Genomic DNA, 22,130 nt, shown 5'->3' on the forward strand with positions numbered 1-22,130 from the left:
TGCCGACCGTTGGTCGGCACGCTTGCAAGAGGCCTACCGGCGCTGCGTTCCCTCGTCGCGACTTGCCTGCGGGAACTGGAAGGCACTGTTGGCGTCATAGCCAGCGTTGGCAGTATTGCCACGCGCCGGCGGGTTGATGCTGCTGGTGCCGCTGCCGAAGCCGAGGATCTGCACACTGATCACCGAAGGCTGGTTGCGCCGCGCATCATCCTGGCTCTTGCGCATCACATCCTGTGCCGCTTGGCTGGCGCTGTTGGCTGCTGCACTGGCCGAGGCCAGCGCGTTGACGTTCACCGTGGCCAGCACGGGCAGGCCCTTGCTTTCACCCTGTACCTGGATGTTGGCGGCATTGAGCACCTGCAGCGCGGCCAGGTTGATGTTGCCCGAGACGCGGATGCCAGCCTCGCCCGCATCGATGGTGCCCAGCGGCGCGATCAGGTCGACGTCGCCCGGTCGTACTTCGGCAATGGGGTTCAACGTTGCGATACCTGCACCACTGGCCGGGGCCTGCGGCGACAGGATCACGTTGCCCCAGCCGTCATAGACGCGACGCGGTGGCGTGTACAACAACGTGGTCTGCGAACCACGACCGGCGTTGATGTCACCCTGCTCCGACCAGGCCAGGATGTCTCCGCCGAACGTTGTCATCACCCGAGACAGCCCCAGCAGAACGCTGTCCTGGCTGAACAGACGGATGTCACCCTGCCCCTGGGTCACCAGCCCGGCACTGGCCGGCGGCACCACGCCCTGCACACCCACCACGATCTGTCCGCCCGGCGCCATCAGCTCGATGTTGCCGCCGGCTTCGGTACGCACGCCGGAGCCCCCGTACATCAGGATGTCGCCGGTGCGCTGGATCGTCGCCCCCGTCGCATCCTTGTCCGGCATCAGCGTGGCGATGGCCTCGCGGCCGCGCAGGTAAGAACCGAAACGCGGACCTTCGGCATCGGTGTACTCGCGGCCACCTTCACGCAGTTCGGCGTAGTAGACCTGGCGCAGGAAGATGCGCTGCTGTTCCTTCGGCAGCCGGTCGAATGCTGCCAGGGCCTCGGCGCCATCAACCGCCAGACCGAAGCGCTGCTGCAGCCACTCCCTCAACTCCTTGTCGTAGATCTTCACCGCCTTGCCCGGCTGCGCAGCCAACGACTGCGAGGAATCGGCGAGGTTGGCCGGATCCAGGTAGTGCGTGCGCAGTGCATCGAAATCAATGCCCTGGTTGCCGGCAGTCACTGCGATGCTGGCGCCGGGACGGGCATCGCCTTGCACGACGCCGCCCAGGCTCACGATGCTTCCGGCCTCTTCCTGGCGCAGCTGCCGGCCCGCACTCACTTCGACGTTGCCGGGGCCGGCAACCGTCAGGTTGCTGCGGATGATGTCCCGGCCCGCTTCGATCCCGCTGATATCGGTACCGCTGGTGTTGAGCGCGGTGACATCCGCGCCGATCACATCGCGACCGGCGCGCAGCTGTACCGCCGAGCCCGCTTCGTACCAGTCGAATACGGTACGCGCGCCGTTCTCGGCATTGCGCGACAGTTGCCGCCTGTCGCCGCTTCCCAGCCCGATGATATCGCCGGCCACTGCATAGAACCGGCTGGCCACGGTCGGTGTGGTTGGCAACAGCACGCCGAGCGCGGTATTGGGACCGAAGGCAAAGTACGGCAGCGTAGTGCCAGGACTGGCGCCGTTCCCGTCCGCGGGTACATTGCTGCGCACGGTTCCCGCGTTTCCGGGGCCTTGCGCGATGAAGCCGGGATTGAATGGCCCGGGGACACGGGCATCACTGCTTGAGCGCACAATCTGAGTGGCCCGGTCGGTAGCCAGGATCGATCCTCCCGCCAATACCTCCAGCCGACCCGACGCCGAGGGCGCCAGCACGATGACGTCCTGGGCATCGGGCACGCTGCCACTGCGCAGACTGGCGAGATTGATGTTCCCGGAGGCCGCGATGGCCGTGAACCGGGAGGGATACAACCAGTAGTTGAGATAGGCATCGCCATTGCTGGGGTTGATCCTGATCACCTCCCTACCCTGGTTGCTGCCGGTCGTGTGCTGCGTGCCAACCAGGCCCGGCGAGAGATTTCCGCCTGCGGAGAACAGGTCGAGCGCGGTGCGCGGCGTCCACAGCGAGAACCAGCTTGTGCCCGACGCGTGACCGCCCCCTTCCAGCAGGATATCGTTGAAATTGGCCACGGGAACCCGGCCGGGATCGGCGGCACTACCCAGTACCACATCGCCGCGCGCCTGCACCTGGGCGGTGGAATCGCCCAGCGCCAGCACCGGCCCGGCCATCGCAACGGGTGCGTCGGCCACGAACGGATTGTGCAGGCCCAACGTGCCGTAGCTGCTTTGTATCGCGCTGAGACCGCCGATGCGCGCCGCCTGCAGCAGCGTGCTGCCGCGTAGATTGGTCACGGTGCCGTTGAGATCCAGATCCTGCTGGAAACCTTCGGGCTGCTGCGCGCTTGCGCGCAGGCCGGGGTTGACCGCTCCGCCGCTTCGCAGCGTCAGGTCTCCGCCCCCCGTCAGATGCAATTCACCGTTGCTGACCCGTCCGGTCGACCCGACCGCCGCGACGATCGCGCTGGAATGGGGCGCCGTCAACAATCCCAGAGCATTGCCCATCGGCGCGATCACGCCCGAGTGGCGGCCTGCTTCCAAGGACAGATTACCGCCGCCCAGCGTGCCGAAACCGGTAAAGCCGACCAGGCGAGGCGTCGCATCCAGCTCAGGGCCCACCGTGCTGTAGGTACCGAAATTGATCCACCAGCTGGTTGCGCTCTGCACTACACCAGCAGTCGTGCCCGATCCCTGGCGCCACAACCAGTTGCCCACCGCGGCGCTGGAATGCCCGGCCTGGTCGCGCTGCGGCGTGCCCGCCTCTGCGCGCGCGCTCCAGGTATCACCGGTGATATCGCGGCCCGCTTGCACGTGCAGATTGCCACCCTGGTCGGGATACCACGCCTGGTAAGTGGCGATGGCGGCATCGTAGCGGCCGGACGCCTGGACCGGGCCCAGCAGCGCGGTGTTCCTGGGCACTGGGGCCCGCCCCGGGGTGAACTGCGTGTCACGGCCATCACCCAGCGCCGTCGGCGCACCTGCGGTGTACACACCGAAACCGGACTTCATGCGCACATCCTGCACGGCCAGCAGCGCCAGGTCACCCTTGCCGGTGCGCAGGACGCTCCAGGCCGGTGCACCCAGGCGCTTGCCATAGGTCGTGACTTCAGTCAACGTGCCGCCGCCATAGCAGTAGCCCATCGCCGCGCAGATTTCTTCCTCCGACATGCCCATCTCGGCCCCGAGCTCCGTAGCCGGGCGGCCGACCCACGATTCATCGCCCCACCATGCCAGCGAGCCTTCCTTGTCGACCAGGCGCGGGGCCGGACCGCAGTAGGGTCCGGAATCACAGACATCGCTCTCGGTCATGCCAAGCTCCCGAGCGAGATCCGCTACGGGTTTTCCGACCCACGACTCATCGCCCCATAGATCCAGCGAGCCATCCACGGTGATCACGCGGTCGCCCTTCCATTCCGTCGTCGTGGTCACCGTACCGATGGTGCTGTAGTGGCTGTCGGCCAGCACGATGCTGCCGTCACTCCCCCAGCGCCGGGTACGCGGATCGGCGGCGGTCGTATCAGCACCGGCCACCGCGGTCAGGTCCCACGAGGTGGTGCCTTCGGGCAGCATGGCCGCCAGCGCCCAGTTGCGGCCCTGGCGTCCGCTGGCATCGGCCGCCCGCAGCTTCACCGGTGCATCGCCTGGCAGCTCCACCTTGGTCATCGACGGGATGATCGCACCGGCATGCAGGTTCAGCGCGCCTGAAAGCTTCATCGCCATGGGCAGGGCGACGCCGGCCGGCCACACCTGTGCGGCCAACGGCGCCGGCGTGCGCAGGCGGAAACCGGCACCCAGTCGGGCACCGGACTGCAACGCCAGCGCCTGTGCCAGCACGGTGCCGGCCACCATCACCTGTCCGCTGTCTGTGGTCACTACCGCGCCCAGCACGGTACCGGCCGGCAGCAGCAGCGGCCCGGACAACACCATCTCCGCCGGTAGCACGGTTCCGGCCGGCAGGGTTACCGCCTCGAAGGGCAGCGCATAATTCAGCGTGGCACCGGCGCGGAACTCGGTGCCGCCCTGGAGCTGGACACCCTCGCCCGGCACGATCAGGTCACCGCCAAACGCGGTGTTCGGTGAACCCGTACTGCGTCCTTCCAGCAACACCCAGCCGTCTTCATCGGGATTGGCAGGCGGTGGCGCGAACCCATCGTTGATGCTGCCGTAGACATTGACGTCGCCCTCGGCACGCAGTACCAGCGCGGCCGACTCACCGAAGCCACGGCGCGCAGGATCGGCCCGGTTCGACTGCGGTCCGTAGCGGTAGCCGGACAGATCGATATCACCGGCCACGACCAGATCACCGCGCGGGTTGTCACTGCTGGTTCGCGCCATGATCTGCACACCGGGGCGCAGGCGATAGCTGCCCAGTGCGGAGATGCGCTGCTGCAATCCGGTATTGGCCAGCGCGGCGTTCATCCATTGGCTGTTGTCCGGATCCACCACCGTATCCAACCATTGCTGGTTGATCACCTGCGGACGATGGCCATGCACGTCCGGAGCGCTGGCCAAAGGCGCCGAATCATAGCTGCGGAAGGCGTTGACCTGCACATCGCCGGCACCGGCGATGCGGATGCCGCTGGCCACCTCGATCGCTGCATCGTTGCTGCCCACGCGGGGCACGTTGAGCTTGACGCTGCCGCGTGCGCGGCCGTCGTTCTGGCCCGGCCCGCTACCGGTGGCCACCGACGTGCCGGCGCGCAGGTCCATCGAGGCAGCCGCACCCAGCTGCAGGCTGCCGTTGGCCGAGGTCAGTTCGATCATGGCCCGGTTCGGGCTGTCGATGATCTTGCCGTAGCTGTCCACGCGCAAGGCGCTGCCATGCGCGTCCAACGTGCCATCGATACGCAGCACGTCGCGGGCGGACAGGCGGATGCTGCCGACCTGTTCGCCACTGGCATCAATGCGGCCATTGACCTGCAGGCTGCCGCCATCGACGCTGATATCAACGTTGCGGGCCTTCACCTCATCGCCGATCACCAGGTCGCCTTCGCTCAACTGGAAGGTCCGGCCACCGGTAATACCATCGGCGGTAAGCCGTGTATTGAGCCCGGAGAAGTCCTGCAACTGGCGTGCGCGCACCACCACTTCGCCACCGTCATAGGGCACTTCGGTGCCACCGGCGTCGTAGCGGCCGCTGGCACCGCCAAGCAACGAACCTGCCAGATCGACACGGCCGTCCTGCGGGCCCAGCGCAGCAACGGTCAAGCGGCCGCCGCGGTTGTTGCGGGCGGAAAGATCGATCCGCGACGCCGCGTCGGCAACGATGTCACCTTCGCGGCTCGACAGCGCCACGTCACCGCCCCAGCTGTACTTGTCCACGTCGAACAGGCTGACCTTGCGCCCTGCCATGTCCAGCACTGCATTGCTGCCAAGCACCACGCCCTGGCGTGCGTTGGCCTCGAACCTGCCGGACGCCAACGCCACCCTGCTGTCGATCACAACGCGTTCGGCCGTGATGGACAACTCGGCACCCAACGCATCGCTGCCCGCGGTCGCCGCGGCGCCGCGCAGCTGCACCGTACCGCCATTGCGGATTGCCAGCTGCGCACCGGCATCACCGGTCAGCAGCGGAGTGACGATGTCCAGCGCGCCGCCACTGAACTGCCAGCCGCTGCCTGGCAGATAGTCGCCCTGCTGCTGGAACACATCGAGGCTGCCCTTGCCCGAGAACAGCATGCGGTCCGACGCTGCCAGGGTAACGCCGGCAAAGCCGAGCACCTGGCGACCGGCCGCCACAGACGAGTTGGGGCGGGTGAACGGCGCACGCCCCAGTTCCAGCACCCGTGTATTGATCTCCAGCTGCCCTTGGCCGAGCCGGCCCACCATCGCCTCGCCGGGCGGTTGTGCCAGCTCGCCGCCGGGCAGGTCGGTGCCGGTCAGTGTCCCATCCCAGGCCAGCGTGTCGGCGAAGATGCGCGCGCGGTCGGTGGCGGCAGCATAGCCGTGGATGGCCGGCGCACCCAGCACCAGATTGCGCAGGCTGCTGCGACCGGTCGCGCCATCGCGCGTATCCAGGTCGACACTGCCGAACACGTTGATGGCATCACGCGCGGTCAGGCTGAGCGCCTCCAGTGCGGGAGCGCCGATGGCGGTGTTTCCGCGCAGCAACCGCTGCAGCACCTCCTGGTTCATGGTCATGCCCGTGGGCAGGCCGCCGGCCGCCGACGCCATCGCAATGGCCTCGGTGCTGCCCAGGTTGAGTGCGGACATGCCCAGGCCGAGCTGGCGCGTGCCATAGCTCAGCGAGTCACCCATGTTCAAGGCGCCGTCGGTGACCACGTTGATGCTGCCCGCCGACAGCAATCGGGTCTGCCCACTGCAGTCCGCCTCGCAACCGCCGATGTCGATCGCTACCGGCCCGCCGGCACTTCCGCCCTGTGCACTGAGCGCCGTCAGGCGCTGGTTGGACACGGCAAGCAGGCCGCCCGCGACCAGGTAGGGCGCCGTGGGCTGCGCCACGCTCGACGGGCCCGACTGGGACAGGGTGTCGATCGAAACGCCCTGCTCGACAAGGATACCCCTGCCTCCGAACGCGGCCGACAGCAGCACTTCCTGCGCCGTCAGGTTGACGCCGTTGCGCACCACGATGTGCTGTGCGCCGCCCTCCAGCGCATAGGTGGTTGCATCGCGCCGCAGCGTGCCGCCGATCAGCATCGTTACCGGACGGAATGCATTGAGCGTGGTATCGGAGACGGTAGCGCCGCGCCCGCTGGCGGCATCGGCGCCCTCGCTGGCGATCTCCAGCGTTGCACCATTGGAGACACGCAGATTGACCGAGAGCGTGCCGCCGAGCCCGTCACTGCTGCCGGCGCCAAAGCGGGACAGGCCGAGGAAGGTTGCCGCCGGGGTACCCGACCGTCCTGCGCCTTCACCGAACACCAGGTTGAGGCTCCCGGCATCCACCGTCCGCCAGCGCAGCGCTTCGCCACGCCGCTCGGCCACGCCGTGCACGAACGCGTTGTAGGATGTTTCGTTGTAGCCGGCGTGGCGGCGAACCGCCTCCGCTGGTGTCAGCACCAGGTCGGTGAGCAACGGCGACACCGCCCCGCCCAGGCCCTGCGCGCGGTGCCCGCTGATGCGCCAGGAGCCGGTGCCGGTCGCCACCGGCGAGACGTTGCCCAGCGCGCTCTCGGCACCGATCTCGACGCGGAATGCGCCCTTCTGCAATGCGTAGTTCGCCGGCAGCAACGTGTAGGTTCCCGCCGGGAGTCCAGGCACGCCGTCCGGAATGACGATCTCCTGGCCGACACGGGGATCGACGCTGCCGTCACCGGTCGCCAGCGGTGCCTGCACGTCCGCTCGGCCCGGCACGATTGCGTAGACCGCATTGCCCGCGCGACTGAAGCCATAGCGTGGATTGGCATCCGCCAACGAATGCCGCAGGACATCGACCGAGCCACCGCGCCCGGCGACGAACGCAGCGCCGGTCAACTCACCTCCGCCGGAGACATCCACGATGCTGCCTGCGGCACCGTTGAAGGCGTTGGCGACGATGTCCACACCGATCGGGGCATCGATCGATCCAGGAACCAGCACATCGAACTCGGCGCCGTTCCGGCGCCATGTCACACCGTCCACGGTACCGCCAAACGGAAGCGCCAGGCCGGCGCCACTGATCGAGGTCACGCTGCCACCCAGCAGGTCGACGCGGCTGGCGCGATTGGTGTTTCTTTCACCGCCACCCAGTTGGACGCGGCCCCACGGCGCCTGCACGTTGCCGCCCTGCACCACCGTCGCCGCGACCAGTTCCAGGCGGCCGAATGCCGAATCCGGTGCCGGTTGCGTGGCACTGCCAACGCCGTGGATGCGCAATACAGCTTCCGGGTTCTGCCAGGCAGGCTGTCCCGACGGACCGATGTCCGCAACGCCAGCGACGATGCGCCCGCGCGCCCGGGCCGCCGGGTACAGACGGGCTGCACTGATATCGATCGAACCCGGGGACGACAACGAAGTTTCCTGGGCGCTGCTGGCTCCCGGTGCCAGCAGGCGGATGTCGCCACGGCTGTCCAGGTTGACATGGTCGAAGCCCGCCAGCCAGCTAACGTCGCGCAGGTCGATCAGGTTCGCCTTCACATCGAAACGATGTTGCTTCCCTTCGTCGAACCGCGCCTCGACCGGCCGCAGCGTGCCCTCCCCCGCCGGCTGCCACCAGCGTCCCTGCGCAAGGCGCACGTAGGGCGCGCTCAGCAACAGGCGGCTGCCCTCGCTGTTGCCTTCCGCAAACCCCAGGGCGCGCTCATTCATGCCATGGATGCGCAGGGTCTGGTCCATGCGCAGATTGACATCTCCCTGGGCGCGGAAGTCGCCGAACAGGGCCAGATGATCGAAACCACCGGCCTCGATCTGCTCCACCGACAGTGCCGCATGGCCGTACTCAAGGCGTGCAGGCAGGTCCGCCGTCTGCGCGGCGTGCTGGGTCAGCGAGATCACCCGCGGCGCCAGCACGTCCTTGCCCACTGCCGTTCTGCCGTAGGTGCCGCCCCCAAAGGCAACACCGAGGGTGCCGCCGCGCGCGCCGTCGCCGCCCGCTGCTGCGTCCAGTTCGCCCTGCAGGTACAGCGCATTGCCCGCGCGCAGCACGATGCTGCCGCCATCGCTGTCCACCCGGGTGCGCCCGCTGCCATCAATGTCCAGCAGCGCCGAAGCACCGGACGCGTCCAGCCGCGCACCGCGCTCCACCACCACGAAGGTATCGGGCGGCAGGTGGCGTACGTTGTCCTGGTCTTCCCAGTCCAGCGCCCCCCCGATCTCGATCGTTCCACCCTTGCGCACCTGTCCGCGCAATGTCCGGCGCGCGTCGGGCAGGGAAACGCTATCGCCACTCACGTCAAGCAGTGCGCCTTCGGCGATTGTCCACTGGCGCTCGCGGCGTGCATCGCCGCGTACGCCCGACGGATCGAATGCCTCATCCAGGCGGATGCGGCCGCCGGCCGCCTTCAGGTTGCCGGCCACCTTCAAGTTGCCGGCGCTGAACAGTTCGATCGACTGGCCCGGGTCGACCTCGATCCTGGCGCCCTTGCCAACGCGCAGATCGGCCGTGGACAGCAGATGCCCGGCGCGCAGTGTCAGGCGCGCACCGCCGCGCTGCGACACACGCCCGCTGCTCGGATCGGCCTCATACAGCGACGGCGTCCAGGCCTGCACGCCCAGCTCGCGGGTCAGTGCCTGCTGTGCGCCTTCGGCCAGCCGCAGCGCCGGTCGTTCCACCTGCAGCTGGGTACCTTCTTCAACCGTCAATCCGTTGTGACCGGCGATGTCATAGCCGGCAAACCCACTCCTGAACAGTGCTGGCTGCAGTCGCAGCGACGCCGCCGATGCATCCGTGCCAGGCGCGCCGATGGACACCACACCGCCGGTTGCCAACGTGAAGTTGCCGCTGCCATTGCCGAGCGCGCTGAAGCGTGCGTCCTCGCCGATACGGATCCGTCCGCTGCCGTCAGTGCCAACCTCGGTGCTGGCCGCGAGCAGGCTGACACTGCCACCCTTGCCTACGCGCCCCTTGCCACTGGCATCGATCGCGCCGCCGCCATCGACCAGAATCGCGGCCCGCTCGCCCACATGGATATCGTGGCTGCTGTTGAAGCGCACCTGTCCGCCGTCGATCCACGCCTGTGCGGGACCGCCATCCGGCGCAGCAAGCGCGTTGCCCCAACCGCCGCCAAGATCGATCCGTGCGCCAGCCGCAACATCCACCGCACCACGTCCGGACGTCAGCAATGCCGTGGGCCCGCCAAGCGCCGCAAGCAGATTTCCGGCTTCCACCTGCCCGCCGGCAATCTGCACCGTTCCACCAAAGTTGACGCGGCTTGCGGTGAGTCCAAGCCGGCCGCCCTCCTGCAACCTGAGCGTGCCATCGAGGTCGATACGACCGGCCGATGCGAGGTCCACCTGCCCCCATCGCTGGGCGCTCAGCACCTCACTGTCCAACCACACGGTATTGCGCTGTGCTTCCCCGACTGGCGCCTGCAGCGTCCACGGCCGGGTGTCGGCCTGGAGCGCTCCAATGCGGACATTCGAGTCGAACACCGCGCTGCGCCCGCTGTTGTCGAAACGCCCGAGCCAGAGCTGGGCGTTGCGGGCCGCCGCCGTCTGTGCCTGCGCGTAGCCCTCCTGCTCCTGATCGGGCCGGCGCGTCTGCTGTGCGCCCTGGAAGGCCACCGTATCCACCTGGCCCTGCAGAACGGCCGTGGGCGCCGAGATCAACAGGCGGCCAGCATCGCGTCCCACGGTATAGCCATTGTCGAAACGCTGGGTGGGTGCCACCAGCGGATTGCGGAACGATTCGGTCACCCCCCACCGCTCCTGCTTCACTTCATAGCCCTGGTACAGACCGTCGTACAGCATCTCGGCCGGTGCATCATCAAGCCGGTACAACTGCCCGTCGCGGCCACGCAGCCAGCTCTGCTGCACCACGCCGGACTGCACATCCAGGCTGCCACCGGCCAGATTGATGCGCGAACCGGCGTGGCTGACCACTTCCTTGCCTGCCAGCTGGACGGTGCCGCCCTGCGCCGCCCATTCGCTGATCGAATGCCCCTGATTGTCCAGGTAGCCACCCACTTCCAGCAGGCCGCCGCCGGCATACCAGCGCGTGCCTTCATAACCGCCGGTACCGGCGGCAACTTCGGTCAACTGGCGGCGGTCGATCCACACCTCGCTGCTGATCAGCTTGCCGCTGTCACGGTTGTCCGGCGAATCGCGCAACTCATTGCCCTGCACCTTCACCTTGACGTTGTTGCTTTCCATCGCCACCTGCACACCCACCGCACCGGAGACGTCCACGCGCGCGCCATCATCCAGATAGCTGCGCCGGCTGGCGTCGGCGATCACCTGGCCGCCGGTGGCCACCGCCAGCGAACCGGCCTGGAAGTTCACATCGCCGCCGGAGACGACTTCGATGCGGGATTGCTCACGGCGGTCCTGCAGGCGCGAGAGATTGTCGAAGGTGCCACTGTTGCTGGAACCGCGCAGCTTGTCCTGCTCGGCCGATTCCTTGATGAGCACGTTGCGCTGGCTGTCCAGCGCCGTGCTCTTGCCATCGTCTTCCAGCAGTACTGCCGTGGTCGAGCCGGCGGCCAGGGTCACGCTGCCGGCCGCATCGGACGCCGAGTTCAACAGGTGCACCGTACCGCGCTGGTTCAACGTGGTGGTCGCAACCGCAACGCCGGCCTGCTCGACGGTGCGGCCGGCCAGCGTGACATCGCCTTCGCGCGCCTGGATCAGACCACTGTTGCGAACACTGCCCGCCGTGCTGTCAGCGACGAAGCGCGGGGCAATCTCATTGCCGCGGGTGGTGGACGCGGTGTTCTGGGCGGTTCCCACGCCGCGACGGATCACGAAACTGTCACCGGCGGCCAGCTGGGTCTGTCCCTTGCGGGTTTCAATCTGGCCCGCGTTTTCCACGCTGTGGCCAGCCAGCAGCACATAACCGCCGCCCCGTGTAGCCGTGGTCGGTTCGTACGTGGTGATGCGCGCACCGCGTTCGACCATGACCTTGCCCACGGCGTCGGTCAGCGCCGAGGTGTTCGCGTCGGCACTGTACAGGCCCTGCTCGCGGAACTGCGCATCGCTGATGCGTGCGGCCGCTGCCACCAGATTGCGGACATTGACCTGGCTGTTGTTGCCGAACACCACACCGTTGCGGTTGGCCACGAACACCGTGCCATTGGCCTTCAGCTGGCCAAGGATCTGGCTGGGCCTTGCGGCGGGATCATTGACCCGGTTCAACACGGCCCAGTCGGGGTTCTGCAGGAAATTCAGTGTGGTGTTGCCACCAATGTTGAAGGTTTCCCAGTTCAGGATCGCCTGGTCGGCGGTCTGCTCGATGTTGACCAGCACCCGCCCGTCGGCCGCCTGCGACTGGATCGCGTCGCGCGCATTGATCCAGCCACGCGTCAACGGATTCTCGTCAACCTTCAGGCCATCCTTGCCCAGGCCATCGGCCACTACGAATCCCGCCTCGCGGCGCGCCTGCCGTGCCTGTTCCTGCAGGCGCTGCTGCAGGGCGATGGCCTGCGCGGCCGTACCAAGGTTGTCGATCGACTGCTGCAGCTTCTGCCGTGCCGCATCCTGCTGCTGCGCGGGTAGCTGGAACTGGATCGGCACACCATTGGGCATGCGCCCGCTCTGTGCGGCCGCGCCCTGCGCCGCACCGCGCTCGGCGAACCAGCCGGGGCTGAACGCCTGTTGGGCCTGAGTGGCCGGAGCCACCACGCTGCCGAGGGCCACTGCGACGGCCCAGGCCATCGGGTGGCTGCGCCACAGGGCAGCAGGGAAACGGGCGGTGGGCGAATGCGGGTGCGACATCGGGGACCTCGTCAACCTGATGGGCCGCGCTGGCGGCGGCGTGTACGGATGGGCCTGCGCCAGGCACGCCCTGCACCTCATAGACGGTGGCGGCGGCGTGAAGGCGACAGGCGCATCACTGTCATGCAGCGGACATACGCAGAAGGCGCCGGCATTGCTGCCGGCGCCCTTGTACGTTTCCTGCAACTACCAAAGCAATCGCAGTTACAGCGGACGGCCGATGCCCGAGCAGGTGCTGGGGTTGTTCACGGCCCCGGCGTTGGTGGCGGTCGCAAAGCGGGTGCGGATCGCATCACGCCAGGCCTTGGTCAGCGGGATGAACTTGTGCGCGCGGATGGCGGCGTCGTTCGGGCCCTGCTCCACGCCGTTGATCACCGTGCTGCCGTAGTGGCGGGTCAGGAAGCCGCGGATGTTGGCGCCCACGGTGCCGTTCTTGTAGCACTGGCCGAACACGAAGTTGGTGTAGCCCGCGATCGGGTAGCCCGCGTTCGGGTTGCCGAACACCGGCACCCAGTTGGCCGGGTTCTCAGCGGCGGCATCGGTCGGCGGAGCGACGGTTTCCAAGGTCGCCTGCACGCTCACTTCGTCCGGCGAGAAACCCTTGACCTTGGCGACCTTGGTGGCGTCGGTCAGGCTCGGGATCACGTCCGGGCCGACGTAGCCGATGCGGCCATCGGCAGCGTACACGGCGTTGTACACCGAGGTGCCGCCGGTGGCCGGGGCAGCGACGAAGTTCGACGGAACCGTGGTGAACAGGTTGGCGAAGGTCGACTGCACCGAGAAAGCCGGCACGCCATTGGTCAGCTTCAGCGCGGTACCGGAGACGTCGGCCGGCTTGCAGGCGCTGGTCAGGAAGCGGGCCAGCAGCTCGGTGGTACCGCTGCTCTCGCCACGGTAGACCACCTGGATGGCACCGCTGCGGGCGCTGTCGATGCTCGACCAGCTGGTGATCTTGCCGGAGAAGATGCCGCAGATCTGGGTCACCGACAGGTCAACGGCCGAACCGGCCTTGTTGAACGGAATCGTGACCGAGGTGGCTACCGACGGGATCTGCACCAGGGCGCCGTAGCGGTTGGCATCGCCGGACACGTTGTAGGTGCTGTTGTAGGTGTTCAGCTCGGTGCTGCTCAGCACCGAATCGCTACCGGCGAAGTGCACGGTACCGGTGGTGGAGAACAGCGCCGAGTTGTTTTCCAGGAAGGCCTTCTTGCCGGTACCCGAGCCGGTCACGGCGTAGCTGAAGTTGGCCGGCAGGATGCTGTCAGCCGAACCCTTGTAGAGGTCGGCCGGCAGCGAGGCGCCGCCGCCGGTGACGGCGGTCTGGGCCGAAGCGGCACCGGCAGTGGCCAGCAGCGCGGTAGCAACCAGCGCGGCCAGGGTCTTGTACTTGTTCATGATCTTCTCCTGAAGGGTTTACTGCGAAGGGAAACACCAAGGGAGGAACGGTCACTACACGCCTGCTGCCGCCGAGGGCCTCCCAGCCCACTCTGCGGCGACGTGTCCATGCTGGTCCGCGCCGATGACAGGCCGCTTAAGAAACCTGTGGAAGATCGGAAAAAGGTGTGGAGGATTGTGTGGAGAATCGAAGGCACGCCGTGCTGCGCGCTCGCCGGGCATGGCCCGGCGCTACCCGTGTTGCGCTTTGCGCATCACTGCACCAGCTGGTTCATTTCCATGATCGGCATCAGCACCGCCAGCACGATCGTCAGCACCACGCCGCCCATCACCAGGATCATGGTCGGTTCCAGCAGGGCGGTCAGCGCCATCGCGCGACGCTCGATCTCGCGTGAGATGGTCTGCGCGGCGCGATCCAGCAGCGGCGCCAGCGAACCGGTCTTCTCGCCACTGGCCACCAGATGCACCAGGATCGGCGGATATACCTTCTGCACCTTCAGCGCAGAGCCAAGCGCGGCACCTTCGCGCACGCGCGCGGACACATCATCGGCACAGCGCGCCAGCAACGCGTTGCCGAGGGTCTGCCGCGCAGCTTCCAACGCGCGCAGCAGCGGCACACCGGCATCCAGCAGGATCGCCAGCGTCGAAGCAAAGCGCGCACTATTCACCCCCAGCACGAAGCGCCCGACCATCGGCACCCGCATGAGCATCGCGTCCCAGCGCAGGCGCAGCTCGGGCCGGCGCAGCGCCAGCCGCCACGCCACCACCAGCGCAGCGATGCCCAGCCCTACCCACACGCCCCAGCTGCGCACGAAGGCGCTGGCCGCCAGCATCACCTGGGTCAGCATCGGCAGCGTCTGCCGCGCCTGCACGAACGCGGTCACCACCTGCGGCACCACGTAGCTGAGCAGGAAAATCACGATCGCCACCGATACCAGGCTGATCGCCGCCGGGTAGATGAAGGCGGTCAGCACCTTGGCCTGCAGCGCGTTGCGCTCTTCGATGTAGTCGGCCAGGCGCTCCATCACTCGCGCCAGGTCGCCGGAGTCTTCGCCTGCCCCCACCAGTGCCCGATAAATCGGTGGGAAATCGCGCGGCCGCGCGGTCAATGCCACGGTCAGGCGCTGTCCGGCACGCACGTCGGCGCGTACCGCGGTGAGTGCCTGGGCCACGTGCGGGCGCTCGGCCTGCTCGATCACCGCACTCAATGCGCCTTCCAACGGCAGGCTGGCGGCCAGCAGACTGGCCAGCTGGCGCGTGGCCCAGGCCAGCTCGCTGGCGGACAGCCGCCGAGCGCCCCAGCCACTGCCGGCACTGCGCGCCGCGCTGACCTGCACAGGCGTCAGCCCACGCCCGCGCAACAGCTGGCGCGCACCGCGCGGGCTGTCGGCATCCAGCTGACCCTTCTCGATGCGGCCCTGCGCGTTGGCAGCCTGGTGGTCGAACAGTGCCATGCAGACCTCAGTCGTCGCCGGTGACGCGCAGGATTTCTTCCAGCGTGGTCACCCCGCTGTCGACCCAGCGCTGGCCGTCCTGTCGCAGGGTCCGCATGCCGGCACGCCGTGCCGCCTCTCGTAGCGCAGGCTCGCCCTGCCCTTCATGGATCAACGCGCGCGCGCGGTCGTCCACCACGAACAACTCATGGATGCCGGTGCGTCCGCGATAGCCGCTGTTGGCGCAGGCCGCGCAGCCCACCGCGCGCCATACGGTGCGACCCTCGCCGTCCACCTCGGCACGACGGCACTGCGTGCACAGCCGCCGCACCAGCCGCTGCGCCAGTACGCCGCGCAACGACGAAGCCAGCAGGAACGGCTCCACGCCCATGTCGGCCAGGCGGGTCACCGCCGAGATCGCATCGTTGGTGTGCAGCGAGGCCAGCACGCCATGCCCGGTCAGCGACGACTGCACCGCAATCTGTGCGGTTTCCAGGTCGCGGATCTCACCAATCATGATCGTGTCCGGATCCTGACGAAGAATCGCGCGCAGCGCGGTGCCAAAGCTCATGCCGATGCGCGCGTTGACCTGGATCTGGCCGATGCCGGCGAAGTCGTACTCCACCGGGTCTTCCACGGTGAGGATGTTGCTGGTGCTGCTGTCGAGCTGGCCCAGTGCGGCGTACAGCGACGTGGTCTTGCCGCTGCCGGTCGGCCCGGTGACCAGCACGATGCCGTGCGGCTGCCGGATCAACCCGGTAAACGTGGCCAGGGTGTCATCGGCCATGCCGAGTCGCTGCAGCTGCAGCCGGCCGGCATCCTTCTCCAGCAGGCGCAGCACAGCACGCTCACCATGCCCCGTCGGCACCGTGGAGACACGGATATCCAGTGGCCGGCCGCCCACACGGATCGCGATGCGCCCGTCCTGCGGCAGGCGCTTCTCGGCGATGTCCAGGTGGGCCATGATCTTGATGCGCGACACCAGCGCCGCATGCAGTGCGCGCCGGGGCTGCACCATGTCGCGCAGCGTGCCGTCCACGCGGTAGCGCACCACCGAATGGGTCTCGAACGGCTCGATGTGCAGATCGCTGGCGCCATCGCGTGCAGCCTGTGCCAGCAGCGCATTGATCATGCGGATCACCGGCGCATCGTCCTGCGCATCCAGCAGATCGGTGACCTCCGGCATGTCCTGCATCAGCCGGTCCAGGTCGACTTCGCTTTCGGCGGCACCGACCACGGCAGCGGCATCACCGCCGTCACGGTACTGCTCACCCAGCCGCTGCTGCCAGGTCGCGGCATCCAGTGTCTGGAACGGCAGCGGTCCATGCCGGCGGCGCAGCTCGGCCACGGCCCACGCCGCGGTGTCGGCGGTGCCAAGCAGCACCGGCTCGCCGCCGGCCTCGGACAGCATCACGCCATGGCTGCGCACCCAGGCGTACGGCAGCGGCGCGGCGGCGCTCACGGCCCAATCACCAGTTCCGGCGTGTAGCCCAGCCCACGCAGCTGCTGCAGTGCCGGGTCCAGCGTTGCCGGATCGCGCGGCAATCGCACGCGCAGGCGCTGCCCGCTCTCGCCCGGCGTCGCTTCGGCATAGGCCTGCAAGCCCAGTGCCCGCACCTGCGCCACGCCCTGGCTGGCACGCGCCGGGTCCAGCCCCTGTGCGAACTGCACCAGCTGAGCATCGCCGTCACCGGCCGGATACAGCGCTGCCAGGCTGGTGTTCTGCAACGGCTGGCCCTGGCCATCGCGCGCATTGCCCTGGCCGAGCACAGACAGGTCCTGCGGCGGCAACTGCGGTGCCGACAGCGCCGGCAACGCCCAGCTCTGCACGGGTTGCGCACCGGCCTGCGCATTGCGCATGTAGTCGTAGCGGTCGCGGGTCAAACGCTGGCCGGCGGCGGGGTCACGCACCACGTGCGGGCGCAGGAACACCATCAGGTTGGTCTTGGAGCGCTTGCGCGTATCACTGCGGAACAGCGCCCCCAGCACCGGGATCCTACCCAGGCCCGGCACCGCATCACGGCCATGGCTGACGTTGTCCTCCAGCAGGCCACCGAGCACCATGATCTGGCCATCATCCAGCAGCACACTGGTATCCAGCGCACGCTTGTTGGTGATGATGCCGGCGGCACTGTTGGCACTCTGCGCGTCGATGCTGCTGACTTCCTGGTAGATGTCCAGCTTCACCGTGCCGCCCTCGGAAATCTGCGGGCGCACCCGCAGCTTCAGGCCCACGTCCTCGCGCACGATGGTCTGGAACGGGTTGTTGCTGCCACCACCGCCGTCGGTGACGTAGCGGCCGCTGACGAACGGCACGGTCTGGCCGACCATGATGCTGGCTGCCTCGTTGTCCAGCGTCATCAGGTTCGGCGTGGACAGGATGTTGGCGCCGCCCTTGCTCTGCAGCGCGTTGGCCAGCGCTTTCATGTTGAGGATCTGGCCGACACCGGGCAGGTTGATGGTGCCGTCGATCACGCCGATCTTCAGGCCATCCTTGGGCAGCACGTCCAGCGTGGTACGCGCGCCGGTATTGAGCCCGCTGCCGCCGGTGGCACCACCGAAGTGGGTGCCACCAAAGGTGCGTCCATTGCCCAGCATCCACTGCACGCCCAGCTCAGCCGCGTCGGTCTGGTTGACCTCCACGATCAGGCTTTCCACCAGCACCTGTGCACGGCGCTGGTCGAGCTGGTCGATCACACGCCGCAGGTTGCGGTACACCGGCTCCGGTGCCGAGATCAGCAGGGTATTGGTGGCCACGTCCGCCTGCACCGAGATGCCGTTCTGGCTGAAGCCGGTGCTTCCCGCATCGATCGGGTCACGGCGGCTCGGGTCCAGGCGCTGCGATTCCAGCGCATTGCCTCCGGTCTTGGCCTGCTGCGGCTGCGACGGCTGCGTTGGCGGGGAACGATTGGCGTCACCCGGCAGTGGCGTGATGCCTTCATTGCTGCCCATCGCTGGTGCATCGCTCTGCCCGGCCACCACGCCACGCAGCACACCGGCCAGCTGGTTGGCCTGGGCATTGCGCAGGTAGACCACATGCAGGTTGCCGGACTCGTCCTGCGCGCGGTCCAGCTTCTCCACCAGCTGACGCGCCAGGCGGGTGCGCCCGGGGCTGCTGGAACGCAGCAGCACGCTGTTGCTGCGCGGGTCAGCCATCACCACCACCTTCTGGGTGGGCTCGGCGCCCTGCGCATCCAGCAGCGGCGCGACCATCGCCGCGACGTCAACGGCAATCCCCTGCTGCAGCTTCACCACATCGGTATCCATGCCGGCCGGTGTATCGACGCTTGCGATCACCCGTGCGATGCGCTCCAGGTTGTCGGCGTAGTCAGTGATCACCAGGGTGTTGTTGCCCGGATTGGCGGTGATCGGATTGTCCGGACTGATCATCGGCCGCAGCACCGCCACCAGCGCGGCTGCGTTCTCGTAGCGCAGCGCGAAGGTGCGGGTGGTCACCTCACCGCCGGCACCACCAGTGCCGACGCGTCCTCCCAACAGCTTGGCATCGGCCTGCGGCACCACCCGGCTGACGCCGCCGTTCTCTACCACGGCGAAGCCACGCATGCGCAGTGCGCCCAGCAGCAACTGGTAGGCCTGGGTACGGCTGACCGGGCCATCGGAAACCACTGTCATCTTGCCGGTCACCCGTGGGTCGACCAGGAACTGGCGGCCGGTGAAGCGTGCGGCCATGCGCAACACGCCACCGATATCGGTGTCGACCAGGTTCAACTGCACCGGCTCATCGCGGGCGTCCTGCGCCAGCACCGACGCCGGTGCGTGGGCCATGCACACGATCAAGGCCAGTGCGGTACTGCAGGCAAGGCTGCGCATCGCCCTCATGGATGGGCACCCACGTTGAGCGCCATCACGATGTTTCCGGAAATCCGTGCCGCCGGCATGTTCGCATCCCCTGTGCGTGTCAGTTGCAGCTGCTGCAGTTCGATGGCCGGATCGGCCAGCACGGGCAGCAGCCAGTTCCACAGCGCGTCAGCGGGCACCGCGTGCACCTGCAGGTGCCAACGCCCGTCGCGCGCTTCGATATGCAGTCCGTCGGCGAGGCCGGCTGACTTGATTCCATCACGCAACCCGGCCATCGTCGGGCGCTGCCCCTGCGTCTGCTGCTGGCGCTCGCGTGCCTGCAGCAGTGGTGCCAGTACACGCGCCTGTGCCTGCAGCCGCGGCAGCTCGGCCTGCCAGTGCGTGCGCTGCTTCAGCAGCGGCTCCAGCCACAACATCCACAGACCCGCCGCGAGCAGCGCCACCACCATCACCCACAGCATCAGCCGGTCGCGCGGTGGCAGGCGTTGCCAGCGCTGCTGCAGGCCTGCCAGTCCCTCGCCCAGTCGCAAGGTTCGGGTGGTCACTGTCCAGCCCCGTTCACCCGCAGGCGTCCACCGGCTTCGCGCGCCAGCTGCAGGCCCTGCGCCTGCACCGCCTGCTGCCAGCGTTCAAGTCGCTGTGGATCATCGGCCAATGCCTGGGCATCGGCATCCAGCTCCATGTCCAGCTGGCCCGGTTGGTAATGCAGGCTGCGCACCTGCCCCGCCAGCTCCGGGACCGCCTGCAGCGTGCTGGCAACCTGGCGCTGCAGCGGCGGCAATGGCGGCGCCGGCGGTGGCACCGCAAGTGCTCGCCTCGCCTGCAACACCGGGTCCACCACATCGGTGACCTCCGGGAAGCGTGCGCTGAACTGGCGTGCCATGTCCTGTTGCAGGGCCTCGCCCTCACTTCGCCACCGCGAGACCTGCAGCTGCAGACCGAGCGCGGCCAGCAACATCGCCGCCAATGCCAGCCCGATCGCAAGCCGCGGCGCTTTCTGGCTCGCCCCGGGCAGCGGCAATGACCAGCCTGGCAAGGGGCCAGAGGCCTGCCGTTCATGGGGGATGGCGGTGGCCGGCAGGCTGTCCGGCCACGTGGGCGGCACACCATCGATCCACTGCACGGCCTGCATGCCGGCCTGTTGCAGGCGCACTGCCAACGCCTGCATCACCGCACAGGCATCACGTCCGCCATACCATTGAACGAAACCCCGGTCGCGCCCGCTGCGTACCAGCAGGTGCTCGCCGCTGACCTGCAGCGTGGCATGACCGTCCTGCCAGGGCAGCAGCAGCGGCGTCGGATACAGCGCCTGCAACCGCAGTGCACACGAAGCCAGCAGCTGCTGCGCCTGCAGGAGCGCCTGCTGGCCCAGCCAGGCCACAGGAACCGTGCCGTCCGTCGCCTGCACACCGTGGGCCAGCGCTACCTCCTGCAGGTCATCCAGCAGCATCGCCTCCACCTCACCCTGCAGCGCCGACTGCAGACGGCGCCCGGACAACGGTGGCAACTGCAGTTCCAGCAGGATCAGGTCGTTCGGATCGAGGCAGGCATGCACCGCAGCCTGCGGATGGCGCAGGCCCAGCGCCGCCAGCGTGTCGCGGCCGTGAGCCAGCACCTCGCCCTTGTGCAGCTGCGCCCAGTCCACCGCGCTGTCGGCGCGCAGACGCTCAAGCGCCGGCAAGCGCACCCGAAGCTGCACGGTCATGCGCCGATCCTCGTCCACACGCGTTGCACACGCACGCCATCGTCGCGGTACTCGCGCCAGAGCAGCGCGCGAAAATCAACCGCGCTGCCGTCAGCCTGCACCTGGCCGACTGCCAGGAACCACTCGCTATGGATACCCAGGGGAAGCACGGCCATCTGTTCGTTGCTCAGTTGAAGTCGATTGGCGATGTCGCCGCGGTTGAGCAGCCAATGACCGCCGTCGCGCTCACCGAGCAGCGCCTGCAGCCGTGCGGGCTCGACCGCAGGCGTCACCGCCTGCAGAACGCTCAGGTCGCTGGTATTGGCGTTGACCAGGGTCTGCGCCGGCAGCACCACGGTGCGTCGCGCCAGCGCCTGCAGTGCCACCGGATCGGCACCGGCCAGTGCCTGCGCGATCAGTGATTCGCGCGGCAGTGGGGCCTGTGCCTGGATGTCACCGTCGCGCAGGCGCGCCTGGATGTGGTCCGCCGCGGATGCGCAGGCACCCTGGCCCAGCCCCTGTGCAGCACACAACGCGATGAACGCGCGCCGCGCCTCGGGGTCCGGCCTGCCATGTGCCAGCAGGTTGCGCAGGTTGAACATCGACTGCGCATCGACCAGTTGCAGCTGCACCGGCAACGGCGCCTGCAGTTCCAACGGGCGCGCCCAGCGCCCGCTGCGCACCGTGGTCAGCTGTTCCTTTACATCCTCACGCAGCTGCTGCGCCGCACGCTCCAGCGTTGCGTCCACCGCCATGCGCACCTGCGCGCGTAGCTGGTCACCACGCAGCGCACGCAACTGGGCCGACTGCCGGGTCAGCAGTGCCGTGGCAATCACCGCCACCAGTGCCACCACAAGCAGGGCGACGATCACCGCCATGCCACGCTGGCGGGTGCACGAGACCGAACGCGTCCGGGCTGTCATCAGCACGCCTCACAGCTGCCAGGAGCCGATATCCGCGTTTCCGGCGTCGCCACCGGGCTTGCTGTCCGCCCCCAGCGAGAACACATCGACGTCGCCATGGGTTCCGGGAATCTGGTACTGGTACGGATGGCCCCACGGGTCATTGGGCAGGCGATCCAGGTACGGCGTCACCGGCAACCCACCGCTGCCCTGCGGCGGCTTCACCAGCGCCTGCAGGCCCTGCTCGGCACTGGGATAGCGACCGTTGTCCAGCTTGAACAGCTTCAAGGCCTGCATCAATGCGGCGATGTCCTGGCGCGCCGCCACCACGCGTGCCTGGTCGGGACGGTCCATCAACCGCGGCACGATCAGCGCGGCGAGGATGCCGATGATCACCACCACCACCATGATCTCGATCAGGCTGAAACCCTTCTGCCGAGCTTTGCGACCACGAACCTGCCTTGCCATTGT

The 22,130-nt window shown here is 68.0% G+C and carries 9 protein-coding genes; all 9 read right to left on the reverse strand.

Features of this window, described 5'->3' with window-relative positions; all coding sequences use genetic code 11:
• Positions 1-33: 33 nt before the first annotated feature.
• The 9 genes from AC5P8C_RS01430 to gspG all read right to left on the reverse strand — a co-directional run bounded on the left by AC5P8C_RS01430 (position 34) and on the right by gspG (position 22,127).
• Positions 34-12,426, reverse strand: a complete 12,393-nt coding sequence (locus AC5P8C_RS01430; RefSeq protein WP_495218265.1) for a filamentous hemagglutinin family protein — start codon at positions 12,424-12,426, stop codon at positions 34-36.
• Positions 12,427-12,630: 204 nt separating this feature from the next.
• Positions 12,631-13,821, reverse strand: a complete 1,191-nt coding sequence (locus tag AC5P8C_RS01435) for a substrate-binding domain-containing protein (RefSeq protein WP_010485337.1) — start codon at positions 13,819-13,821, stop codon at positions 12,631-12,633.
• Between the two features lie 254 nt (positions 13,822-14,075).
• A complete protein-coding gene (gspF, locus tag AC5P8C_RS01440; protein ID WP_495218266.1) occupies positions 14,076-15,275 on the reverse strand; it encodes a type II secretion system inner membrane protein GspF in 1,200 nt (399 codons plus the stop codon).
• Between the two features lie 7 nt (positions 15,276-15,282).
• A complete protein-coding gene (gene gspE / locus AC5P8C_RS01445; RefSeq protein ID WP_019659863.1) occupies positions 15,283-16,716 on the reverse strand; it encodes a type II secretion system ATPase GspE in 1,434 nt (477 codons plus the stop codon).
• Positions 16,713-19,094, reverse strand: a complete 2,382-nt coding sequence (gene gspD, locus AC5P8C_RS01450) for a type II secretion system secretin GspD (protein WP_019659864.1) — start codon at positions 19,092-19,094, stop codon at positions 16,713-16,715. The genes gspE and gspD overlap by 4 nt, the downstream gene beginning before the upstream one ends.
• The gene (locus AC5P8C_RS01455; RefSeq protein WP_019659865.1) at positions 19,091-19,618 is read right to left on the reverse strand and encodes a type II secretion system protein M; all 528 of its coding nucleotides are present in this window, start codon (positions 19,616-19,618) and stop codon (positions 19,091-19,093) included. Before AC5P8C_RS01455 ends, gspD begins: the two co-directional genes overlap by 4 nt.
• Positions 19,615-20,778 carry a type II secretion system protein GspL gene (gene gspL, locus AC5P8C_RS01460; RefSeq protein ID WP_019659866.1) on the reverse strand — a complete coding sequence of 388 codons (1,164 nt, stop codon included), beginning with the start codon at positions 20,776-20,778 and terminating at the stop codon, positions 19,615-19,617. The genes AC5P8C_RS01455 and gspL overlap by 4 nt, the downstream gene beginning before the upstream one ends.
• Complete coding sequence (gene gspK / locus AC5P8C_RS01465; protein ID WP_032955269.1) at positions 20,775-21,680, reverse strand: type II secretion system minor pseudopilin GspK; 906 nt, start codon at positions 21,678-21,680, stop codon at positions 20,775-20,777. The genes gspL and gspK overlap by 4 nt, the downstream gene beginning before the upstream one ends.
• Before the next feature lie 9 nt (positions 21,681-21,689).
• Complete coding sequence (gene gspG, locus AC5P8C_RS01470; RefSeq protein WP_019337773.1) at positions 21,690-22,127, reverse strand: type II secretion system major pseudopilin GspG; 438 nt, start codon at positions 22,125-22,127, stop codon at positions 21,690-21,692.
• Positions 22,128-22,130 lie beyond the last annotated feature (3 nt).

This window comes from Stenotrophomonas sp. YJH_SMC_46 (genome assembly GCF_059370315.1).